The organism is Flavobacterium sp. MMS24-S5 (genome assembly GCF_050320125.1).
GTDB classification, from domain to species: Bacteria; Bacteroidota; Bacteroidia; order Flavobacteriales; family Flavobacteriaceae; genus Flavobacterium; species Flavobacterium tyrosinilyticum.
In genome coordinates, this window is record NZ_CP190016.1 from 1,046,941 (window position 1) to 1,070,497 (window position 23,557).

The following is a 23,557-nucleotide window of genomic DNA, read 5'->3' on the forward strand; positions in this document are numbered from 1 at the left end:
TTTAGAATTGATTATTTTTGCCAAAAAATTATATGTAAGTTTGACATGTCAAAAAACAAGCCATAATTTTACAAAAATAGCATTTAAACCTTTGCACACAAACTTATTTAATATCGTTTTAATATCATTTTTCCTAACTATAGGTTGTGGTAATTTATACTCGCAAGAAATAAAAAACAAAAAAAAGCCTTTACCTGCTGTAAAACAAACAGATAAGGAAAATCCTGCCATTACAGACACCATAAAACTAGATACTGTTAAACCCAAAAAGACTTTTTTGGATGGAAAAGTAAGGTACAAAGCAAAAGACTATGCTAAAATTGATCAGAAAAAAAAGCTGATCACCTTATACAATGAAGCGGAATTATACTATAAAGATGTCGAATTAAAATCTGGTATAATTGTTCTTAATTATGAAAAAGACGAAGTTTACGCCGGAAGAATTAAAGATTCTGCAGGAGTATTAACTCAATATCCTAATTTCAAACAGGGATCAAGCGAAGTGCAACCAGATTCTATTCGCTTTAATTTTAAAACAAAAAAGGCTTTAATTTATAATTCAAGAACAAAACAAGGAGAATTAAACATTAAGGCTTCTGTTACTAAAAAAGAAAACGACTCTGTATACTTTTTAAAGGGTGCACGTATTACGACTGCTCAAGATATCGATCATCCTGAATACTATTTCCAAACAAGTAGAATTAAGTTTGTTCCAGGCAAAAAAATTGTCGCAGGCTTAACGCAAATGGTAATTGCCGATGTTCCTACTCCACTAGCATTACCTTACGGTTTTTTCCCTTTAAGCAAGGAAAAAAGCGTATCGGGTATTATCATTCCGAGTTACAACGATTCTAACACACGTGGATTTTCATTGCAAAATGGAGGTTATTACTTTGCTTTAAGCGACAATTACGATTTAACCGTACTTGGTGATTATTATACCAACGGAAGTTACGCCATGCGATTTGAATCTGCATATGCGACAAGATATAAGTATCGAGGAAATGTGAACATTCGTTTTGAAAATTTAATTAGCAGCGAACGTGGTTATCCAGATTATTCGAAACAAAGCATCTACAATATTCAGTGGTCGCATTCTAAAGACACAAAATCGAACCCTAATTCTACTTTCTCTGCTTCTGTCAACATGGGTAGTAGTAAGTACTTTAAACAGTCTATCAACCAAGCCAATATTGGATCGAACTTAAATAACACATTAAGCTCTTCTATTTCGTATAATAAAACATTTAATACGATCCCAGGTTCCCGTATTGCGTTATCTGCAACTCATAGTCAAAATACGCAAACAGAAGACATTATTATGACGCTTCCGTCTTTACAGGGAAGTATTGACCGTATTTATCCTTTTGTTGGAAAGAATGGCGTTAAAAAGGGATTAATCAAAAACATCAACTTACAGTACAATGTAAGCGGTAAAAACTATTTTAAAACCAAAGATTCACTGTTTTTCAAACCACAAATGTTTGATGATGCGCAATTAGGGTTGCAGCAGACTATTCCGTTAAGCACAAACTTTAAAATCTTCAAATATTTTAGTGCGGGAGCTTCTACAACTTATCAAGAAACATGGGTAAATAAAACGATTCAAAAAGTTTACGACCCTACAGAAGGACAAACAGTTAACAAAACTGTAAATGGCTTTGATTCCTTTAGAACATACAATTTCAGCACCAATTTAGGTACGACGATTTACGGAACTTTTAATTTTGGAGACGATAAAAGAATCCAATCTATTCGACACGTAATGCGTCCGAGTGTAACTTATGCCTATACTCCAAGTTTTGAAAAATACTACGATACGTATGCTGTAGATGCTTCTGGTAGAATTACTTCTGAGTATACGCGATTTGAAAGCGGAATATATGGATCGCCAGGAAAAGACAATTCAAACATTGTTGGTTTTGCTTTGAGCAATACTTTTGAAGCTAAAGTAAGAGATCGAGACAGCACAAAAACAGAACCTAAAAAAATAATGCTGTTAAACAACTTAAACTTTAGCACAAGCTACAATTTTAATGCTGACGGAAAATCAACATTTGGATGGCAGCCTGTATTAGTTAGTGGTGGAACACAGTTTTTTGACAATAAAATGAATATGAACTTTGGTGCCACATTAGATCCTTATGCGATTGATAATGGTGGTAACAAAATTGACAAATTCAACATTGACAATGGCGGAAGTTTATTCAGAATGACAAGTGCAAACGTAACTGTAAACTACTCATTCTCGAATAAAGGAAGCGGAAAAGAAAAAGAACAAAACACACAGAGTCAGCGAAACGGAGGTCGAAGCGATGACTTATTTGGTACCAATACCGACTTAAATGACAGCCGTAACAGCCAGTTTGCCAATGAACCCGAAAAAGATGATGTAATCACAGAATTCTTCAATTCGAAAGTTCCGTGGGATATGACACTTGCCTATTCGTTAACCTATTCAAACATCAAACGAGAAAGCACTATTTCTGGAAACTCGATCATGGTTTCTATTAATACCGATCTTACTCCTAAATGGAAAGCTGGAGTTTCTACAGGATACGATTTTGTGCAAAAAGGAGTTACCTTTACACAATTCCGTTTTGAAAGAGATTTATTAAGCTGGAGAATGGCCTTTAACTGGCAGCCTTTGGGTACAAATTCTAACTGGAACTTCTTCATCGGAATTAAATCTGGTATGCTTAGCGATATCAAATGGAACAAACGAAGCGTTTCAAATAGATAATATACTTTCGAATCAAAATAATTTTATTATGAAAAAGATCATTTTCACCGAGAAAGCTCCGGCTCCAATCGGGCCTTATAATCAAGCCGTATTATCTGGAAACACACTTTATGCTTCTGGACAAATTGCAATCAATCCTGAGTCAGGAGAATTGATTACAGACAACATTAATGACGAGACAAATCAGGTTATGAAAAACATTGCCGCTATTCTTGAAGCAGCAGACATGACATTTGAGAATGTTGTTAAGTCTACTATTTTCATTATGGACATGAATAACTTTGGAGCAATAAACACCATTTACGGTTCTTATTTTAACGAAAAAACCGCTCCAGCTCGTGAAACGGTTCAAGTGGCTTGTTTGCCAAAAAATGTTAATGTAGAAATTTCTATAATCGCTGTGCGATAGCATCTAATAATAATTGTGCCGTTGCTTCGTTGGTTGCCAGCGGCACATTATGGACATCGCAAACACGAATTAGCATATTAATATCTGCTTCATGCGGATGACTTGACAAAGGATCTTTAAAAAAGAAAACCATCTGAGTAATTCCTTCCGCTACTCTTCCTGCAATTTGCGCATCGCCTCCAAGAGGTTCCAGATAGCATTCTTTGAGTTTTAAACCCCGCAGCTTCTGCTTTTCCTCCCGTAGTACCAGTACCAATAAGCCTTATTTTTTCATTGTGCAAAACAGCTTCATTTTTGATTAGGAAATCAATTAAATCAGCTTTTTTTCCATCATGAGCAATAATGGCAATTTCCATAAAACCAGAACTATTGATTAGCGACATGGTAAGCAATTAATCCGTCAATAGGCCTTCTTAAAACATTACCCAATTGAAGTTCATATTTGTTAAATGTCTCTTGTAATTCGTCTTTCAAGTAAAATGCAATAGAACCAACAAAATGTACTGGAACTTCTTTGCAGTTATCAAATTGTTTGATGTAATTCTTAACGAAAGACTTCATTCCTTTGAAGATGATTTTTCTACAGAACTCAGTGTCTTTATGCTTAATTAAGAATTTAGCGTAAGTAGCTAAATAAGCATTAGGATTTGGTTCTTTATATAATTTGTTTTTAATAAAATCCGGATCAACGTCGTACTCTTTTTCAAGTTCAACAGCCAATTCTTTAGGCATTTTATTAAAATAGTATTTTCTAATTAATTCTTTTCCAAAAACATTACCACTACAATCATCCATAACAATATACCCTAATGATTGTACTTTTTGGTGCAATACTTTTCCATCAAAATAACTGCAGTTAGAACCTGTTCCTAAGATTGAAACTATTGCCTCTTCTCCTTTTGGAGTTGTTGCATAAACAGCTGCATAAGTATCTTCTTGAACGTCTACAATTGCGTTAGAAAAATATTCTTGAAAAATTCTTTTCAACCACTCTTTCATTCTATCAGTACCACATCCGGCACCGTAAAAGAATAAATGTGTAGCATTTTTTTTATTTTGTAAGATATCAAAACGGTCATTTAATCTTTCGATAATTTCTGGCTCGTCTAGAATTTCAGGATTTAATCCTAAAGTTTGTGTTGTGAATAATACTTTTCCATTATCATCTATCGCAATCCAATCGGCTTTAGTAAATCCACTGTCAACTATTAATTTCATTTGTTTCGTTTTTGGAATTAGGTTTCTCTATTCTTAATTTAAAAGTGTACTTTTTACATTAATTATAGAAGTAACAAAATAAGAAAATCCCGTTATTGTAAAGTAACGGGATTTTGCAAAAATATATATTATTATTTTAAACCTGCAATATGTACAGATAAATCGATTAATTTGCTTGAGTATCCGTACTCATTGTCATACCAAGAAACTAATTTAAAGAAAGTCGAATTTAAACCGATTCCTGCACCAGCATCAACGATAGAAGTTCTTTTATCTGAAATAAAGTCTTGAGAAACAACTGCATCTTCAGTATATCCTAAAATACCTTTCATTTCGTTTTCTGAAGCTTTTTTCAATACAGCTAAGATTTCTTCGTAAGTAGTTTCTTTAGCTACTTTTACAGTTAAATCTACAACAGAAACGTCAGCAGTAGGTACACGGAAAGACATTCCAGTTAATTTTCCATTCAAAGATGGGATAACTTTTCCAACCGCTTTAGCAGCACCTGTTGAAGAAGGAATGATGTTGATTGCAGCAGCACGTCCACCTCTCCAGTCTTTTCTAGAAGGTCCGTCAGCTGTCATTTGAGTTGAAGTAGTTGCGTGAACAGTAGTCATTAAACCTTCAACAATTTCGAAATTATCGTGGATAACTTTAGCTAATGGAGCTAAACAGTTTGTAGTACAAGAAGCGTTAGAAACAACTAAATCAGAAGCTTTAGCAGTTTCGTGGTTAACTCCCATTACAAACATTGGAGCATCAGCAGAAGGAGCAGAAATGATAACTTTCTTAGCACCACCTTTTAAGTGCTCGCTTGCAGTTTCGATAGTTGTGAAGATACCAGTACATTCAGCTACTACATCTACATCAACTTCGTTCCATTTTAAGTCAGCAGGATTTCTTTCTGCAGTGATACGGATGTTTCTTCCGTTTACATATAGTTTTCCTTCTTTAACTTCTACAGTTCCGTTGAAACGACCGTGAACTGAATCATATTTTAATAAATAAGCTAAGTGGTCTACGTCTAACAAGTCATTGATTGCAACAACTTCTACATTATCTCTATTGAAAGACTCTCTAAAAACGATTCTTCCGATACGTCCAAATCCGTTTATTCCTAATTTTACTTTTGACATTTTACTAAATTTTTTGCTTTTGTTTTTATTACACTAATTCAAAGTCTAATTTCCTCACAATAAACTTCTCTCTCTTTTTAAACTTTATATTGGTTATGTCGACATGATGTCAGACACTCTTAATAATTCTCTATCAATTTCTGATTTACCTTTGATAGCTTGCTCAAGCGGCGTTAAGATCACTTTATCTTCACGAAGTCCAACCATATAGTTAGATTTTCCTTCAATTAAAGATTCAACTGCTTTAACTCCTAAACGGCTTGCCAAAACACGATCAAAGCAAGATGGAGAACCACCACGCTGCATGTGTCCTAATACGGAAACACGTACATCATATTCTGGTAAATTAGCTTCAACATAATCTTTTAATTCAAATACGTTTTTACCAATTTTATCTCCTTCCGCAATTACAACAATACTAGATGATTTTCCTGATGCTTTACTTTTTTGAAGTGAATCTAAAAGACGATCTAAACCTAAATCTTCTTCAGGAATAAGAATTTCTTCTGCTCCTGCACCAATACCAGCGTTAAGAGCAATGTGACCCGCATCTCTACCCATAACCTCTACAAAGAAAAGACGGTTATGAGAACTTGCTGTGTCTCTAATTTTATCGATACAGTCTACAACAGTATTTAAAGCCGTGTCGTACCCTAAAGTAAAACTTGTACCATAAATATCATTATCAATTGTACCCGGAATTCCCATTATTGGGAAATCGAATTCTGAATTAAAAATTAATCCTCCAGTAAAACTACCATCACCACCAATAACAACTAAAGCATCTACACCAGCCTTAACTAGGTTTTCGTGCGCTTTCTTTCTACCTTCAGGGGTTCTAAACTCAACTGAACGAGCCGATTTTAAGATCGTTCCACCTTTGTTTACAATATTATTTACGCTTCGTGGTCCCATTTCTTTGAAGTCACCTTCAATCATTCCCTGGTACCCTCTATAAATTCCGATGCATTCTATATTATGGTATGCGCAAGTTCGAACAACTGATCGTATTGCAGCATTCATTCCAGGTGAATCTCCTCCTGAGGTAAGAACACCTACTTTTTTTATTGTTTTTGGCATTATTTAAGTATTAAAGTGTAAAATTAGCAAACATTCAGCACTTTTCGGGTTACGATTATCATAAATTAATAAAATCTGTTAAATTCAAACGTTTTCGTTAATAAGTTTTTTCTAGGAAAAAATTTCATTAAAAATAATAAAACCGTATTTTTTTAATTAAATCGTCAAAATTAACAATACCCTGATGAAGTGTTATAAAAATCAGAATTTACCGCTCACTTGGAAAATTCTATTAGAGCGCCTAAATTTAGCACAAAAAAAACCATTATCGAGAATAATGGTTTTATAAATGTCTATTTTTAACAAAGTGTTAATAATCGTTGTCTGGAATCAGCCCCTGATTGTTATTATTTGGAGTTTGTGTTTGCGACTGTTCCTTTTTCTTCTTTTCTTCTTCTTTCTTTCTTTTCTCCTCGTCTTCTTTTGCTTTCTTTTTATTTTTCTCCGAATCTTTTTTACTTGTAAAATTCATATAATCCGGATTTAAATAAGAATCCTGCATTTGATCGGCAGAAGAACCTTTTACTGCTTTTTCAATTTTATGGCTTTTAAACAGCTTATTGACAAGCTCGCTAAAGGTATCAAAATCTACTTCGTACGAAATACCGACTCCTTGCGTATAACCAATTCCTTGTCCTATATAATTAATATCATTTTCTTTATTGAATAAGCGAAGGTTCATCGTGCCATCTTCATTTACACGATACAAAATCTCAATATCTCCCACAATAGCCGATTCGTTTACACCTCCAACAGGAACTCCCAATTTACCATTAATTGTAATTCGTTCATTTACCTGAGATGATATATTGGCCACAAACTGACCGTCAACCTCCTGCCCTGTTCTTCTATCTGCTGCAATATAATTTAAGTCGATGTTTACTTTATCATTATCCGATTTGATAATTCCACCCAGTAGACTCGAAGCCGTTTCTGTTAATGTTCCAGAGAAATCTCCTTGGCTGAATCCATCGGTACTCATAAAGGAACCCGTTGACAATAAATAAAGCGCTTGTGTCTGACGAATATCTTTATCATCCAATTTATACTGTATCTCCGATTTTAAAACATTACTAACCGATGGAAACTGAATATCAAAATTAGGTTCTGGACTAGCCAAATCTCCTCTCAACCCGATAACAACTTCTACAGGAACTTTTTTATTAAATGAAGAAGTATTATCTAAAAGCACCGCTGGATTGGCCTGCGTTTTATAAACGGCTTCCAAATTCAGCTGGGCACGCATTGGATTTCCTTCCCATATAATAGAACCTCCTTTTTTAACTGTAAACTTTTTATCGATAAGTCCGCCATATTTAAAGTTATAAGTTCCTTCGTATGCCTGGAAATCCCCCCACATATTAAACTTACCCAAAGTATTAATTTTAAACAAAAGCGATCCATATCCTTTTCCTTTCATACCATGACCCGAATTTCGATCTAGAATAACTTCTACTTCGGCATCTGGCGTAATATCAAAATCAAATTCTAGCTCAAGTCCATTATAATCTCTGGTTTTTTCGACGATTCCATTGGCTAGATTGTACTTTTCTTTTGGTGTTACAAAATGAATCCAGCTGCTTTCTCCAACACTTTGAGTATTATTAATCGGAATCTTAACCTCGGTTCCTTTTTCAGATTTTGCGTCTACCTTAATAAGCAGAGCATCAACAGGACACTTTTATGCTGGCCGATCCGTTTATAAATGCCGTACCAAAATAGGCTGCATCATCACTATCCTTTGTGTCGAGCGCTACTAATCGTTTAGAAGTAATATTCAAATCTAATTTCCAATCTCCAAAATTATTATGTTCAATACTTCCGTTCAACAAACCTTTTGTGTTGTATTTAGTATCTGTCAACTGATTATTCCTAAACAAGAATTTCTCATTTGTTAAATCAATTACCGTTCTATCGCTAAGTTCGTAATCTGTATTGAGGTACGGAATGGTCATTCCTGCTTTTTCTACATACAAACGACCGTTAATTTCTGGTTTTTTCAAATTCCCAATAACAGCAGCATTTCCAGAAACAGAACCACGAACGTTCGATAAAACATCTCCACCGATAGTTCCTAATGTAGCCAAATTGAAACCTTCAAGTTTCAGGCTCATATCCATAATTGTTTCTTTATTCTCTACTGCAAAAGTTCCGTTGGCCATAAACGATTCGGTAAAACCATTTTGAATCGATGAATTAACCGTAAACTTTTTAAAGCTTTCATCTCCAGAAATATCAAAATTAAGCGTACCCAATTCTGTTTTATTCATAACCAGATGATCGATTTTTATGGATGCCGTGGGCTGATAAACATTTTTATTCTGCTTATAATTGACATTTCCATTCAAATTACCATCAAATACAAACTTGGAATTTACAGGTGTAATTTTATTAATATCAACATCTTCAAAGGTCAGTTGGAGATCTTTATAATCTGTCCCTTTAATAACTCCATTTAAATCAATTTTTTGGTTTTCGTGAGATAAAACGATATTATCAAATGTGAAATTTTTAAAAAATTGATCAATTATAATCTGATTATCTTTTTCAGCATCTTCATTTAAGTACCAGATATAATCCTTAAACTTCATTTCAGATTTCTTGATCCCGACAATGTTGTTTTTACTCTTGTCTATCGTATGGTATAAATCTAGATTAAAGTAATCCTCGCCCTTATTCCCTCCTTTAAACTCCGAACGCACATAAAGAGTATCATTTGCCGTAACATTAATCAAATTGAAATCACGTATTTTATAATAAGGTGTCTTAATACTATCTAATTCGACATAAGCATTATAAAGCGGGTTCTTATTATCTATATTAATACGGATATTATCAAAGGTGTTTTTGTCTGCGGTAATTTTTTTAGATCTGAAACGAAATTTAAATTCTTGCAAATCCGAATCTATCTTTCCGCGCACAACGGTAGAGGAATCAATATTAATTTGCGGATAAAGCATTTCAACCACTTTATCGTAAACACGGAAATTAAATCGTAAAAACTGCCCTTTTCTAACTTTATAAGGCTTGTAATTGGTATACAAACTACCGACAGAATTCATTACCAATTTATCCAATTGATCAAATCTGAATTTACCCACAATTTTTCCGTCGACCACATCATTCGAACTAATCGTGATGGTTCTCAAACGATCGGCATCAAAACTGGAGTTCAAATTCACTTGATCAAAAACATAAGTCGATTTTGGGTTTTCATATTCTGCATCATTAATAAAAATGTCTCCTTGCAGATTTTCGATAGAATTTCCAGTTAATTGAACGACAACATCTCCTTTAAAACGCGAAATCGAATCTTTGACCAACTTAAGTTTTCGCAAATCAGAATTTTCAACGTTGATATGAAAATCATAACGATTCTCTTTTTTGCTCAAATCCAGCAAACCATCAAAACTTAAATTCAGGTTTGGATCGTTTATCGCAATTTGCCCTTTATAATAAGGAAGCTTAAAGTTTCCATTTACTACTATATTATTATAGGTGTATTTATTATAATCCAGTTTCGCAATATCTCCTTTAATAACCGTATTCAAATATTTTTCGGTAAAACCAACTCCATCCACATCAAGATTCAATGTAGTTCTGCCAATATCTTTTCTACTTAAAACAGTTCCGACATCAAAATTCGTCAAAATGATATTCCCAGAATAAGAAGCTCGATCAATGAAATCCATATTATTCATATGAAGATCAACCTGTCCGTTTCCGATATCGGTAGCAATTTTAAAAGCTGTTTCTAGTTCTGTGGTCGTTACTTTTGCTTTTCCAACAATATTAAACTTACCAATTTTCTTCATTTCGATCGGAAGTTTTTTACCTAAAACTCCTGGAAGCAAAATCACTAAATCATCATAACTAGAAAGCAGTTTATCAAATTTTCCATCCATAGAAAACTTCTGCTCTTTGCTGCCTAAAAGATTTCTAAAATTGATTGTCCCGTTAATTTTTGATCCGTTTGTATCGCTCAATCTTAACTTTGTAAGTGTCATATTATTCAACGGACAGATCTAGTTTTGTTTTCAGTTTAAAATGCTGATTTTTTCCTAAACCATCATAAAAATAACGGATATCGTTTGTTGCAATAGAAGACGAATCTATCACAACATTAAATCGAACTTTATCTGTAAAATCAAGAAAATCTGACGGTTTATAATTTAAAATAGCTAAACCGTAAATAGAAGATCTTTTGGTTTTAATAGCCAAATTTTCAACCTTAATCTGTTTTTTAGTATAACTAAATTTTCCCGCAAAATTAGAAACATACAAACCGCGGTGATCCATAAAAGAAAACCGGTGAATGTTTGTATTTACATCTGGCCCATACAATTTAAACTCACTGATATAGGCATTTAGCTTTGTAAAATCCAGAAATTGAGGTGTAGATTTATTTTCATCAACAACAGAAAACCTTCCTTTTTCGATGTAAGCGTTTTTAGCAGTTAAAAGAAAATGTTTTGTTGATTTTTTCTTTGGCGTATTTTCTACCTCAAAAGCTTGAATAAACTTATTGATGTTGTTCTCGTCTTCTCCCTTGTAGGTTTTCAGATTAAAAATCAAACCTGTTAAACGCAAATCTCCAAAAATTAAATCTCCGTCTAACAATCTGCTAAAACTGGCAATATCGGTAGTAATGATATCCGAATAAATCATCGTTTTTTTATGATGATCTAAAATCGTTACATTCTTCAATTTTACTCCGCCAAAAATATTGATTGCCGTTTTTTCAACATTAATATTAACCTTGTAATCTTCGTTTAATGAGTTGGTAACATAATTGGCAATCTGTGTCTGAACGACAGGAAGAGATAATATGATAGCAAGCGCTAACAAAAGTAAAAGCAACCCCATTAGGATTCGTGATATTATTTTTTTTACTTTTTTGATAGCTTCTTTAATTTTAGTTTTCTTTTAATTTATTTTGAACAGACAAAGTACGGCTGTTTTTGATAAAAATTCTTTAATTTTGGGGCACTGCTTAAATCAAAGAAATATAATCGTTTGATTTGTCAAATATAATTCAAAATTTGTGCCTTTATATGCAAAATCCAGAGGTTTTTATTCTAGCCATCGAAAGTTCATGCGATGATACTGCTGCCGCGGTTTTACATAACGACAAAGTATTGTCAAATGTTGTTGCCAATCAATTAATTCATAATCAATACGGAGGTGTTGTTCCTGAATTGGCTTCCCGAGCACATCAGCAGAATATTGTCCCTGTAATAGATGCTGCACTTCGTAAAGCAAATGTACAAAAAGAACAGTTAAGCGCAATCGCGTTTACGCAAGGACCAGGATTAATGGGCTCTTTATTGGTGGGGACTTCCTTCAGCAAATCATTGTCATTGGCTTTAAATGTGCCGCTAATTGCTGTAAATCATATGCATGCTCATATCTTAGCTCATTTTATTGATGAAGAAGGATATGATAAACCAGAATTTCCTTTTTTAGCTTTAACCATTAGCGGAGGACATACGCAGATTGTAAAAGTGAATAGTTTTTTTGATATGGAAATTATCGGAGAAACTACCGATGATGCTGTCGGTGAAGCATTTGACAAAAGCGCTAAAATTCTTGGACTTCCCTATCCTGGCGAGCTTTTGATTGATAAATATGCGAAAGAAGGAAATCCGAAAGCTTTTCCTTTTACAAAACCTAAAGTTCCGGGATTAGATTTTAGCTTTTCTGGATTAAAAACAGCTATTTTATATTTCATTCAAAAGAACAAACAGCAGAATCCGAATTTTATTGAAGAAAATCTAAACGATATTTGTGCTTCTATTCAGCATACGATTATCGAAATCTTGATGGATAAAATAAAATTAGCTGTAAAAGAAACCGGAATTACACAAATTGCAATTGGCGGTGGAGTTTCGGCAAATTCAGGAATTAGAAATACGCTGAAAGAGACCGAAAGCAAATATGGCTGGAAAACTTTTATTCCGAAATTTGAATATACAACAGACAATGCTGCAATGATTGGAATTGTAGGATACCAAAAATACTTATCTAATCGTTTTGAAACTTCTGCTGTGGTTTCTAAAGCAAGAATCGAATTTTAAATCATGCAGTTATTTTTTAATCCGAATATAGACGAAACAACCGAAAGCTTTTCTTTTGACAAGGAAGAAAGCCGTCATATTATAAAAGTCCTTAGAAAAAAAGATGCAGATATTCTGCATGTTACCAATGGTTCTGGGCTATTGTTTGAAACTCAGATTACATTGGCTTCAGACAATAAATGTATTGTTGAAGTCCTTAACATTACGAATGCCGAAAAACCAAAATTTCATTTGCATTTGGCTGTTGCGCCAACTAAAATGAACGATCGTTTTGAATGGTTTCTGGAAAAAGCTACCGAAATTGGAATTCAGGAAATTACTCCGATTTTCTGTGATCGTTCTGAAAGAAAAGTGATTAACCGAGATCGTTTTGAAAAAATCATTCTTTCGGCAATGAAACAATGCAACGAAACATTTCTTCCGAAATTAAATGAAGCTATTTCGTTTAAAGAATTTATTAAGCAAAAGCAAAATGGCTTACGGCTAATTGCACATTGCGAAGAAACAGACAAAAAATCGCTGAAAGAGGTTTTAAAACCCAACGAAGATGTTACGATCTTAATTGGTCCTGAAGGTGATTTTTCTGAAAAAGAAATTGCATTGGCATTAGAAAACAATTACAAGCCCGTAACTTTAGGAAATACACGTTTACGAACAGAAACAGCTGCTATTGTAGCTTGCCATAGTGTTGTGTTTTTTAATGAATAATTAACCGCAAAGTTTGTCATCCTGAGGAACGAAGGATCTCACTCGATTACACAAAGATTGGCGGCAAACTATGCGGAATTTCTAGTGTGATTTCTCCTTCGCCGAAATGACAAAAAATGCGAAAACAAGATATTTAAAACTTACATGAAAAAAATATTTTACCTATTATTCCTTTTTTCAATCTCTTCTTTTTCACAAGAAATTGCTTTGCTTAAATACAGCGGCGGTGGCGACTGGTATGCAAATCCTACTTCTTTGCCTAACCTAATTAGCTTTTGCAATGCTAATATTAATACCCGCATCAAAAACAAACCTTCGACTGTAGAACCAAGCAATCCAGATTTATTTTCGTATCCGTTTGTACACATGACGGGACACGGAAATGTAGTTTTTAGTGATGCCGACGTAACAAACTTGAGAAATTATCTAACTGCTGGTGGTTTTCTGCATATTGATGACAATTACGGAATGGATCAATTTATTAGAAAAGAAATCAAAAAGATATTTCCAAATAATAGTTTAGTCGAAATTCCAGCGAATCATCCTATTTTTCAAAAACCTTTTCCTTTCCCTAACGGATTGCCGAAAATTCACGAACACGACGGAACGCGTCCGCAGGCATTTGGAATTTTTATAGACAATAAGCTGGTTTTACTTTATACTTACGAATGTGATTTAGGAGACGGATGGGAAGATCCCGAAGTTCATAATGATCCAGCAAACGTAAGAGACAAAGCCTTAAAAATGGGCGCAAACATTATCAATTATATATTTACAAATTAGTGACTAGTCACAAGTCATTAGTAACTAGTAATTATCAATTAAGAAAAAACAACGTCACTCTCAACACTATTTACTAATTACTAATCACTAATTACTAATCACTTTTCACTAACAAAAAATGCAGCTGACTCACGAAGAAAATCAATTTGAAAGAAAAACATTTCCTATAACTTTAGTTTGCGATCATATTTACTTTCAGCAGAATATTGGTTCTTTATTTAGAATTTCTGAAGCTTTCGGAGTCGAAAATATTATCTTTTTCGGAAAAGATATTCCGCTTACGCCTCGTAAAATAAATAAAACTTCACGAAGCACACATCTTCATGTAGCACATTCTGTCATTGAAGATTTTACTGAACTTCAATCTTTTCTTTTGGATAATGATTTTGAAATTATCGCTCTAGAAATCGCTTCAAATAGCAAACCTTTAAAAGAAGTTACTATTCCTAAAAATAAAAAAATAGCGCTTTTAATAGGAAGCGAAATCAACGGAATATCTGAAGAGCTTCTAAAACTTTCTCATCAAATCGTGCATATCAATATGTTTGGCAAAAACAGCAGTATGAATGTGGTTCAGGCTGCGAGTATTGCACTTTATGAGATTATTTCTTTGTAAAAAATTCTCTTTCTGTTCATTTTATTTCATTTTTAAATCAATTTACTCGTTTTAAATTATCGATAAACTACAGATAATCACGACGAAATGCATTTCAAAAACACAAAAGAAAGAAAAAACTTATTAATATTTTTTACCTAAATTTTGTAGGAATCAGCGTTTGTAAGGGTTCGTAAAATTTCTGACAAAATATTCTTTGTAATATTTTTCTACAATATTTTTTTGTTATAAAATTGCTGCAATGTTTAACTAATCAACAATTTTATAACAAAAAACCCAAATTATTATGAAAAAAGTTATTATTACCACATTTGTAGCCTTAATGCTATTTGCTTGTCAAAATGACCAATCAGCAGATTCTGCTAATCCAGATGCGAGTGTTGCTTCTAGAAGAGGATGCGCAACACAAGACGTTTTAGAAGCGCAATTAAAAGCTGATCCATCATTGGCTATTAGAATGAACGAAATTGAAACTTTTACTGCAACACATGCAGGTTCAAATTTTACAGGCCGTTTGGTAAATGGAAAAATCGAAATTCCAGTTGTAGTGAATGTTCTTTACAGAACTGCTGCGCAAAACATTTCGGACGCACAAATTCAATCACAAATTGATGTTTTAAACAAAGATTTTAATGCTTTAAACTCAGATTACAATAATGTACCAGCATTATTCTCAGGAGTTAAAGCTAACATTGGAATCACTTTTGTTTTAGACCAAGTTATTAGAAAATCTACAACTAAAACTTCTTGGGGAACAAATGATGCAATGAAAAAAACTGCTCAAGGAGGAATTGCTCCTACTTCTCCAACTACAAAATTAAACATGTGGTCTTGCAACATTGGAGGCGGAATTTTAGGCTATGCACAATTTCCTGGAGGTTCTTCTGCAACTGACGGAGTGGTAATCAATCCTCGTTATTTCGGTTTATCTGGTGCAGCAAACGCACCGTTCAACTTAGGAAGAACTGCCACACACGAAGTGGGCCACTGGATGAATTTACGTCACATTTGGGGGGATGCAACTTGCGGAAGCGATCTTGTTGCTGACACTCCTACTCACAATGAGGAAAACTATGGAGTTCCTGCATATCCACACTACAGCACTTGCTCTGGAACACCTGTAGAAATGACAATGAACTACATGGATTATGTTGACGATGCAGCAATGTACATGTTTTCAACAGGTCAGAAAAACAGAATTTCAGCTATTTTTACGACTGGAGGAGCTAGAGCCTCTTTTGCACAACCATAATAAAAAAACTTAATTAAAGGCGAGATGAAATCATCTCGCCTTTTTTTTGCCAATTATTTTAGAACTCCCGAAGATTAGAATATAAATGCTTTTCCTTATATTTATAATCTAAATTTTAAGCATGATCACGTCAAAAACTATTTCAAACGGAATTTTAAGAGCTTTAGCTACAATCTTAATAATTGGCATCATTTTATACTTTTTATATGAAATACAAACTGTTATTGTTTATTTGTGCATTTCTTTAATACTATGTTTAATTGCGAATCCGTTAGTTTTATTTTTAAAGAATAAATTAAAATTCAGCAATTCGTTGGCGGCCACCACCACCATCATCCTTTTTATATTTCTAATTGTAGGTTTCATCCTTTTGTTTGTTCCTTTAATTATTTCGCAAGCCAATAATTTAGCATTGCTAGATACTGCACATCTTCAAACTAATTTTATAGAGGCAGAAAGACATCTTGAGGAATACTTTAATATTCAGCACATTGATTTAAATAAGGTGATAAAAGACTCTAAACTTACTTCTGTTTTAGATTTCAGTTATTTTACAGGATTCATCAATTCGATAATCAATTTTATGGCCAATATGGGAATGGGATTGGTTTCTGTATTTTTTATTACTTTCTTTTTTATTAAAGATCAAGATATCTTTAAAGATCAGGCAAGAAGAATATTACCAGATTCAAATGAGGATAAAATTTTAAGTTCTATTACTAAAATAAACCATTTACTGACTCGCTATTTTGTTGGTTTATTATTGCAATTGATCGTTGTTTTTATTCTTTATTTAATTGTGTTACTGATCTTTGGAAATAAAAATGCTTTTGTAATCGCCTTCTTATGTGCCATTCTAAATATAATACCCTATTTGGGACCAATTATCGGAACCACTTTGGCAGGGCTATTAACTATGATAAGTATGATCGGGAAAGATTTTCAATCAGAAATTCTTCCTACAACCATTTATGTAATTATTGGCTTTTTAGTCGTTCAGGCCATCGACAATAATGTTAGCCAGCCTATAATTTCATCAAAAAGTGTAAATTCGCACCCATTAGAAATATTCTTGGTTATCTTAATCAGCGGTATTACATTTGGAATTGTGGGTATGATTATAGCCATTCCTGTTTTTACCATGATCAAAGTAATTTTAAAAGAATTTTTTCCTAATAATAAAATTGTCTCCGTATTAACCGAAAGAATTTAACATTGAACACTTCTATTTTGCATCAAGAAATACAGGAATTTATAATCCAAAATACTGGTGCAGATGTAACAAAATTGGCGTTGCAAAAAAATCCGTTTCCAGAGGTGGATTGGATTTTAATTTTAAATCAGATTGAAGCCCGAACAAAGGCCAAAGAAAAACTGCCGACTTGGTTTGCTACGGAAAATATAATTTACCCAAGCAAAATATCAGTAGAACAAACTTCTTCAGAAAAAACAGCGGCTTACAAAGCTTCTTTAATTTCTGGCGAATCTTTAATTGATTTAACTGGAGGTTTTGGTGTCGATGATTATTATTTTTCGAAAAATTTTAAATCAATAATACATTGCGAAATAAACGAAGAATTGTCTGCCGTTGTTTCACACAATTTTAAACAGTTAAAAGTTGAAAATTGCACTTTTCATGCTGGCGATTCTCTTCATTTATTAGAAGAAACCAATCAGAAATTTGAGTGGATTTATATTGATCCTTCCCGAAGAAATGATAGCAAAGGCAAAGTTTTTATGCTCAAAGATTGTCTTCCAAATGTTCCAGAACTGCTAGATTTTTATTTCGAAAAATCGGATCATATTTTAATTAAAACAGCGCCTTTATTAGATATTTCAGCGGGATTGTCAGAATTAAAAAACGTAAAGAACATTCATATTATAGCGCTCGAAAACGAAGTTAAGGAACTGCTTTTTGAAATCCATAAAGGTTATTCAGGCAACGTAACTTTAAAAACTGCTAATATTCTAAAAGAAAAAACAGAAGTTTTTGAGTTTGTTTTAGGCGATCAAATCTCGTATCCGTCCTTTGATTTTCCAAAGAAATATCTTTACGAACCCAATGCCGCGATTATGAAATCTGGCGGTTTTGATGAAGTAAGCGTCACTTTTCAAATGGATAAACTTCATAAACATTCTCATTTGTATACTTCTGAGGATTCAATTGATTTTCCTGGAAGAAAATTTGAGATTAAAAAAGTTATTCCATACAACAAAAATGAAATGAAGAGTGAGCTTGCAAATCAGCAGGCGAATATTACGACTCGCAATTTCCCCGAGACGGTAGAAAACATTAGGAAAAAGTGGAAAATAAAAAATGGCGGTAATTTGTATTGTTTTTTTACAACTGATGTAAAAGCTAACAAAATAGTTTTAATTTGCACCAAAATAAACTAATACAATGAAACAACTAATTACACTAACTCTTTTTTTATTGACTATTACAGCATTTGCACAAAAACCATGTGAATATAGTGTAAATGTAAATGACTCAATTGGAAGCTATAAAGTAACCAATGAGTATCTAATGAGCGAAAAATATTTTGGAGGAAACTTTGATTATATTTTCTTTTCATTAGCACAAACGGACGGATTGCCAACTTTAAATCTTCAGGCTATTCAAAAAAGTAAAGATTTTATTAAGGCAAACTGTTTTGATAAAAATTCCAAAATCTTTTTACAATTAGAAAACGGAAAAATTGTAACCTTAATGCATATCAACCAAGAAAATTGCGGCACATTAATTCGTGATGATAAAGGTTTTAACAATCGTGTAAACACAGGAATTTTTATGTTCATGAAAGACAATTACGAAGAACTAAAAAAATCTCCAATTTCTATAATGCGAATAAAATACTTGACCAACATAGAGGATTATGTTGTAAAACGAGAGTTAACATCTGAGTTAACAGGAAAGGTTACCAATCCGAATACTTATTTCATGCAAAATATTAGATGCGTTGAGTAATCAATCGCATTTCCATTTCTGGTTGGAAACTTTATCTTTTAAACCTGCTTTTAAATTATAATGCCACCACTCAGAATCAAATGAATTGAAGCCATTTTTAATCATTGTATTTTTTAAATACGCTCTTTTTGAAAGAATTTCTTCTGAAAGCTGTTTAAAATTATGACTGGCCATAATTCCAAAAAAATCAAAAGAAGTTCCCATATCCACTTCTTTTCCTGTTATATCCACCAAAGAAATATCTACGGCTCCTCCTCTATTGTGGATGGAGCCTTTTTTTGGATTTGCAACATAAGTCGGATTCGACACAATCTCCCACATTTTTTTCTGAATATCTAAAGGTCTATAACAATCAAATAATTTGATTCTGTACCCTTTCTTCAAAAAATCATTATTGGCCGCAATTAAAGCTTTTACCGTCTTTAAACGAAGCATACATTCTGCGCAGTCGTATACTTTGGTTTTTAGAAAATTATCTTCTGTAGCATATTTCATATCATAGACAAAATCATTGCTATAATCTCTTAGGTTTACAAAAGTCGTATCTGAGATTTTAGTTTCAGATGAAGATACATAGGCTTCATTTTGCGCTTGTAAAGAGCTAATTCCGAAAAGAAAAAAAACTAAAATTTTCAAAGTGTGATTCATTGCCTAATAATTTAAAAAATTGAAATTAAACAAAAAATATTAAAAATCGATTCTTATGGTTCCTCTTTAAAGCTAAAAATTAGTTTTTTGAGTCCGAAATCCATCCTAAATTACTTTTAAAACAAAAAATATTTTTAATATCTTTATGAAAATTAGACTATTATGACTTTGTATATTAAATTATTAATTCAAAAAAATCAGTTATATGAATTACAGAGCCACATACATTTCGACAGTTATTTTGAGCAGTTTACTCTTTGTTTCGTGCAAAAAAGAAAGCTTTAAAAGTATTCCCAAAACAGATTCTACTTCAATAAAAACAGAAGCTTTAAAAGAAGACAGTATCGTTTTAAATCCAAATGATTCTTTATATGCTTTAGCTGATAAAAGTGTCATCGGAACTCAGTTTTTGACCAAAAGCAAGTTGGCACCAAGATTAAAAAAACTATTAGGAACCGACTATGATCAAATGGTAGCAAACTGGAATACCGAAACTCCTTTTGAAAAACAAGATAATATATTGCACGCTTGGGGATGCAAACAGCACGACTGCAGCAATTATTCGTACGATTTGTACATTGATGTTAAAAACAATAAAATTAATGTCTACAAATTTGCCGAATCAAAACTAACGGTATTTAAAGAAGATAATTTTGTCATTGAAATTAAAGGCAACCTTTTAAAAGACTTGAACATTAAAAAGGAAAATATCATAAATAAAAAATAAGCATAACGTTAAAAAAGTATCGCTTCTCTGGAGCAAATTCAAAAAAAAAGTCTGGTTCAATAATGAACCAGACTTTTTTTATAAAATAGCTTGCAATAACTATATCTCTCCTGTTACTAAAATATTTTCTTTTACCCCTTTGTTTTTCAACATTCTAAAATGAGAACGAACGGCATGATAGAATGGGTACGAAGTATAAGGCAAATTATATTCTGCTGCATATCGTTTTATAATTGGCGTAATATAAGGATAATACGTGTGGCCAACCGCCGGGAAAAGATGGTGCGCCACGTGATGCGTAAATCCGCCATATAAAAAATTAGCCAATTTGCTTTCTGTACTAAAATCTTTAGTTACAATCATTTGATGTACCACCCAAGTATCAGAAAGATTTCCGTCTTCATCTGTACCCGGAAAATGAGCATCTTCATCAACGTGGGTCGAAACCAGCGCCACAACCCCAATGGCACTTCCGCATAAATGCATAGACAGCCAAGCAAAAAGAACGGTATACCAAGGCTGGCTTAAAAGCAACATGGGAACAAAAAGCAGGTAAGTTAAATTAATAATCTTGGCCGCAAACATTCTGTAAACTTCTTGTCTCGGAATCTTGTCGACTACTCTTTTTACATAATTATCCTTCGTGCCAAAAAAGTCTTTAAAATCTCTAATATAAAGCCAGTTTAAGCTATAAAGAGGATAAATAAACCACATGTAAATGTGCTGATACTTGTGGTAATTAAACAACGGACTATTTGGGAATATTCTAATAATATCACTTTGTTTGATATCGACATCCCAATCGGGTACGTTTGGATAAGCATGATGCAAACTTATATGGCGTCGCATCCAAAGCCAATGATTACTCCCAAAGAGTTCTAAAACATACAAAAACCATTCATTATGCTTTGGCTTTTTGAACAAAGCTCCATGTGCGGCATCATGAAAAGCATTTATAAATAAAACAATCATTGTAATACCAGCCAAAATGTAAAAAAGAAATAGTAAGGGAGTCTGGTTGCCGAAAATTAAAATACAGGCATAGAATAAAAAAAATACTGCTAAAAGTCCCAGGGACTTTACAACATTTAATACATATAAAGACGAGTTTTTTAAGACCGTTTCATTCACTTCTAAACGCATCTTTTTAAAAAAATCATCTGTTCCTGGTTTAACATAAACCGGTCGTTTTAATTTTTCCATATTGGTTACTGCTAGAAATTGTTAACCAAATTTAATAAAAAAAAACTTAACCTCTTAGAATACATTCAACTAAAAATCAAGTATTTCACAACAAAAAACCACTCTAAAAAGAGTGGTTAAATTAATACTGTAAAATCTAGAATTGTTAGATATTTTTGGGAAACCATTTACTATTCCTCAAACTTTTTGTTTGCTAATCGCAGCCTAATATCATGAATACGGCCTTCTATTTCTTGTAAATCGTTTAAAATAGTTTGCTTTTCATAAACTGCTCCAGCTTCATTAACCAAATTTTGCCCATCGGGAGCAAAAAGATCATTCAAATCTACATCTGGAAAGTTTTTACTTAAGCTAAGAATAAATTCAGAACCTATATTAGCCGTTCCATGTAAATACCTTCCAATCATTGCAGGGCTAAATCCTAAAATTGCCCCGACTTCCTTCTGCTTTAATCCTTTATCCCTAAAGAATTTACTTAGTTTCTCGTGATACATCATCATTAAAATTCAAACAAAATATAGTTAAAATATATTTTTTAACATTAAAAAGAATACAAAATATAATAATATTCTTACATTTACACAGACTAACAACCATGCCGTTAATAATTAGCAAATATATGTCAAAATTAATCAATAATAGCAATTTTAAAGAAGATAATTCTCACAATAAAAAAGCTTATGAATTTATAGATAAGCATTTACCTGTAACGTATGTTGATCTTACCATCTCTTGTATTATCAAAAAAGGGCATCCTGCTCCAAGCAAAGCATTAATTAGAAATGTACGAAACAAAACAATACTTAGAAATGATATTTTATTAGCATTGGTAGAAGTTGCATATGAAAACAAACAAGCAATTGAAAAAATAAAACTTTTAACGTCTCAATAAATTTAAGATCTGGAAAATCAAATAAATCCTAACAACAATATTATGTCTTCTACGAACAATAAAAGCAAAAAGACACTTCAGTCAAAAAAAGATATTGAAAATGGCCAATATAATCGTTCTATTAAATTATACGGAATGACTTTGGAGCAATACCATCAAGGTAAAACGATCCATTCTCAGTGTTTTGATCAGCTCAAAAAATTAAAATAAATAATTTACAGCAATTTAAAAGATGCCCATTCCTTCCGGCTTAATTGTAAAACCTATACGCACCATATTAGTATGTTCCTGATAATCTATTAGACTTTCCGTGTAACCAATAAACCATTGAAGAGTAACGTAATAATTTTCATTTTTATAAGGTCGCCAATTAAGCTGTGTCTGCAGAGATCCGTAATTAATAAGCCCACTGCCTTTCCTAAAGAGAACATCTGCGCTCCAACGTCCCGGTTTTATCTGATAAGTTGCACTGGCTTCTCCATAACCAACATATTGGGTTAATCCAGGATTATCATCTTTATCAACAATAGGAATCCAGCCTCTTATTCCAACAATCCATCTTGGCGAGACTTGAGATTTTAATGAAAAAGCGATCATATTCCATGTTCGGGAATAGATGGAGTCTCTACCATTTGACTCGTGTTCAACTGAAATCGACCCGTATGTTAATCTCCCTCCTTTTAAATAAAAAGGCCGAACAATTGCAACTCCCGGATTAAAGTTAATTTCTGAGAAAGGCTTAGAGCTCGCGTATATATCCCAAAAAGCTTTTTGAGTATACATTAAGTAAGGGAAAAATCCGCCCCATAAAGGCTTAGAATTTAATCTTAGTTTGAAACTAACTTGATACTTTACGTCTGCAGAGTTTCTGGTTATAGGCTCATCTAAAGGAATTCCTGTCAAAAAGTAATTATCTTTATGAACCGAAAAACTATTTTCTTTCAATAAAGAATCTGCTGCTCGAAAATTCTTTTTTTCTTCAACAATTTGCGAATTGGATTTAAAAGATATTAAAATCAGGAATATTGATAAATATTTAAAATGCATTAAACGTGTAAATTTGAAGTTATTTGATGTCATTTACACTAAGTTAAGCT

At 32.9% G+C, this 23,557-nt stretch carries 23 protein-coding genes and 1 pseudogene; 13 read left to right on the forward strand and 11 right to left on the reverse strand.

The genetic code is table 11. The annotated features are described in order from the left end of the window. The first annotated feature begins 40 nt into the window (after positions 1-40). On the forward strand, positions 41-2,743 hold the full coding sequence (locus ACPWTF_RS04475; RefSeq protein WP_250836740.1) for a putative LPS assembly protein LptD: 2,703 nt from the start codon (positions 41-43) through the stop codon (positions 2,741-2,743). A 28-nt stretch (positions 2,744-2,771) separates the two neighbouring features. Then, positions 2,772-3,152 carry a RidA family protein gene (locus ACPWTF_RS04480; RefSeq protein WP_427874582.1) on the forward strand — a complete coding sequence of 127 codons (381 nt, stop codon included), beginning with the start codon at positions 2,772-2,774 and terminating at the stop codon, positions 3,150-3,152. Here the strand turns inward: ACPWTF_RS04480 and ACPWTF_RS04485 are convergent. The 7 genes and pseudogenes from ACPWTF_RS04485 to ACPWTF_RS04515 all read right to left on the reverse strand — a co-directional run bounded on the left by ACPWTF_RS04485 (position 3,133) and on the right by ACPWTF_RS04515 (position 11,452). Beyond that, positions 3,133-3,508: pseudogene (locus tag ACPWTF_RS04485) on the reverse strand (methylglyoxal synthase). The gene ACPWTF_RS04480 and the pseudogene ACPWTF_RS04485 overlap by 20 nt on opposite strands. A gap of 10 nt (positions 3,509-3,518) precedes the next feature. Further along, positions 3,519-4,370, reverse strand: a complete 852-nt coding sequence (locus tag ACPWTF_RS04490) for an N-acetylglucosamine kinase (protein WP_427874583.1) — start codon at positions 4,368-4,370, stop codon at positions 3,519-3,521. Positions 4,371-4,501: 131 nt separating this feature from the next. Next, entirely contained in the window at positions 4,502-5,506 is a 1,005-nt protein-coding gene (gap, locus tag ACPWTF_RS04495; RefSeq protein WP_012026555.1) for a type I glyceraldehyde-3-phosphate dehydrogenase, read from the reverse strand. A gap of 93 nt (positions 5,507-5,599) precedes the next feature. Then, positions 5,600-6,586 carry a 6-phosphofructokinase gene (gene pfkA, locus ACPWTF_RS04500; RefSeq protein WP_095930499.1) on the reverse strand — a complete coding sequence of 329 codons (987 nt, stop codon included), beginning with the start codon at positions 6,584-6,586 and terminating at the stop codon, positions 5,600-5,602. A gap of 310 nt (positions 6,587-6,896) precedes the next feature. Then, entirely contained in the window at positions 6,897-8,249 is a 1,353-nt protein-coding gene (locus ACPWTF_RS04505; RefSeq protein ID WP_427875730.1) for a translocation/assembly module TamB domain-containing protein, read from the reverse strand. Positions 8,250-8,253: 4 nt separating this feature from the next. Next, positions 8,254-10,593 (reverse strand): translocation/assembly module TamB domain-containing protein, encoded by a 2,340-nt coding sequence (locus tag ACPWTF_RS04510; protein ID WP_427874584.1) that lies wholly within the window; start codon positions 10,591-10,593, stop codon positions 8,254-8,256. Between the two features lies 1 nt (position 10,594). Then, positions 10,595-11,452 carry a hypothetical protein gene (locus tag ACPWTF_RS04515; RefSeq protein ID WP_427874585.1) on the reverse strand — a complete coding sequence of 286 codons (858 nt, stop codon included), beginning with the start codon at positions 11,450-11,452 and terminating at the stop codon, positions 10,595-10,597. A gap of 188 nt (positions 11,453-11,640) precedes the next feature. Between ACPWTF_RS04515 and tsaD the strand changes: the two genes are divergently transcribed. The 8 genes from tsaD to ACPWTF_RS04555 all read left to right on the forward strand — a co-directional run bounded on the left by tsaD (position 11,641) and on the right by ACPWTF_RS04555 (position 18,990). Further along, on the forward strand, positions 11,641-12,663 hold the full coding sequence (tsaD, locus tag ACPWTF_RS04520; RefSeq protein ID WP_427874586.1) for a tRNA (adenosine(37)-N6)-threonylcarbamoyltransferase complex transferase subunit TsaD: 1,023 nt from the start codon (positions 11,641-11,643) through the stop codon (positions 12,661-12,663). A gap of 3 nt (positions 12,664-12,666) precedes the next feature. Further along, positions 12,667-13,371: a 16S rRNA (uracil(1498)-N(3))-methyltransferase gene (locus ACPWTF_RS04525; protein ID WP_427874587.1), complete on the forward strand. Its 705-nt coding sequence runs from the start codon at positions 12,667-12,669 to the stop codon at positions 13,369-13,371. Positions 13,372-13,515: 144 nt separating this feature from the next. Beyond that, positions 13,516-14,154 (forward strand): DUF4159 domain-containing protein, encoded by a 639-nt coding sequence (locus ACPWTF_RS04530; RefSeq protein WP_248727527.1) that lies wholly within the window; start codon positions 13,516-13,518, stop codon positions 14,152-14,154. A gap of 118 nt (positions 14,155-14,272) precedes the next feature. Then, on the forward strand, positions 14,273-14,770 hold the full coding sequence (locus tag ACPWTF_RS04535; RefSeq protein WP_427874588.1) for a TrmH family RNA methyltransferase: 498 nt from the start codon (positions 14,273-14,275) through the stop codon (positions 14,768-14,770). 286 nt (positions 14,771-15,056) lie between these two features. Next, the gene (locus ACPWTF_RS04540; protein WP_427874589.1) at positions 15,057-16,022 is read left to right on the forward strand and encodes a zinc metalloprotease; all 966 of its coding nucleotides are present in this window, start codon (positions 15,057-15,059) and stop codon (positions 16,020-16,022) included. Positions 16,023-16,143: 121 nt separating this feature from the next. Then, a complete protein-coding gene (locus tag ACPWTF_RS04545) occupies positions 16,144-17,235 on the forward strand; it encodes an AI-2E family transporter (protein ID WP_427874590.1) in 1,092 nt (363 codons plus the stop codon). 2 nt (positions 17,236-17,237) lie between these two features. Continuing rightward, positions 17,238-18,419 (forward strand): THUMP-like domain-containing protein, encoded by a 1,182-nt coding sequence (locus tag ACPWTF_RS04550; protein ID WP_427874591.1) that lies wholly within the window; start codon positions 17,238-17,240, stop codon positions 18,417-18,419. 4 nt (positions 18,420-18,423) lie between these two features. Continuing rightward, entirely contained in the window at positions 18,424-18,990 is a 567-nt protein-coding gene (locus ACPWTF_RS04555) for a hypothetical protein (RefSeq protein ID WP_427874592.1), read from the forward strand. Here the strand turns inward: ACPWTF_RS04555 and ACPWTF_RS04560 are convergent, their stop codons facing one another. After that, positions 18,991-19,638: a M15 family metallopeptidase gene (locus ACPWTF_RS04560; RefSeq protein ID WP_427874593.1), complete on the reverse strand. Its 648-nt coding sequence runs from the start codon at positions 19,636-19,638 to the stop codon at positions 18,991-18,993. Between the two features lie 205 nt (positions 19,639-19,843). On the opposite strand from ACPWTF_RS04560, the gene ACPWTF_RS04565 reads away from it, so the two are divergent. After that, positions 19,844-20,365: a hypothetical protein gene (locus ACPWTF_RS04565; RefSeq protein ID WP_427874594.1), complete on the forward strand. Its 522-nt coding sequence runs from the start codon at positions 19,844-19,846 to the stop codon at positions 20,363-20,365. Between the two features lie 99 nt (positions 20,366-20,464). Here ACPWTF_RS04565 and ACPWTF_RS04570 read toward each other — a convergent pair whose 3' ends face one another. After that, positions 20,465-21,568, reverse strand: coding sequence for a fatty acid desaturase family protein (locus ACPWTF_RS04570; protein WP_427874595.1), 1,104 nt, complete (start codon positions 21,566-21,568; stop codon positions 20,465-20,467). A gap of 170 nt (positions 21,569-21,738) precedes the next feature. Continuing rightward, positions 21,739-22,068: a helix-turn-helix domain-containing protein gene (locus ACPWTF_RS04575; protein WP_427874596.1), complete on the reverse strand. Its 330-nt coding sequence runs from the start codon at positions 22,066-22,068 to the stop codon at positions 21,739-21,741. Between the two features lie 119 nt (positions 22,069-22,187). On the opposite strand from ACPWTF_RS04575, the gene ACPWTF_RS04580 reads away from it, so the two are divergent. Continuing rightward, positions 22,188-22,460 carry a hypothetical protein gene (locus ACPWTF_RS04580; RefSeq protein WP_427874597.1) on the forward strand — a complete coding sequence of 91 codons (273 nt, stop codon included), beginning with the start codon at positions 22,188-22,190 and terminating at the stop codon, positions 22,458-22,460. A gap of 42 nt (positions 22,461-22,502) precedes the next feature. Further along, entirely contained in the window at positions 22,503-22,670 is a 168-nt protein-coding gene (locus ACPWTF_RS04585; protein WP_427874598.1) for a hypothetical protein, read from the forward strand. A 15-nt stretch (positions 22,671-22,685) separates the two neighbouring features. On the opposite strand, the gene ACPWTF_RS04590 is transcribed toward ACPWTF_RS04585, so the two are convergent. Then, positions 22,686-23,540 carry a phospholipase A gene (locus ACPWTF_RS04590; RefSeq protein WP_250836756.1) on the reverse strand — a complete coding sequence of 285 codons (855 nt, stop codon included), beginning with the start codon at positions 23,538-23,540 and terminating at the stop codon, positions 22,686-22,688. Positions 23,541-23,557: the final 17 nt, after the last annotated feature.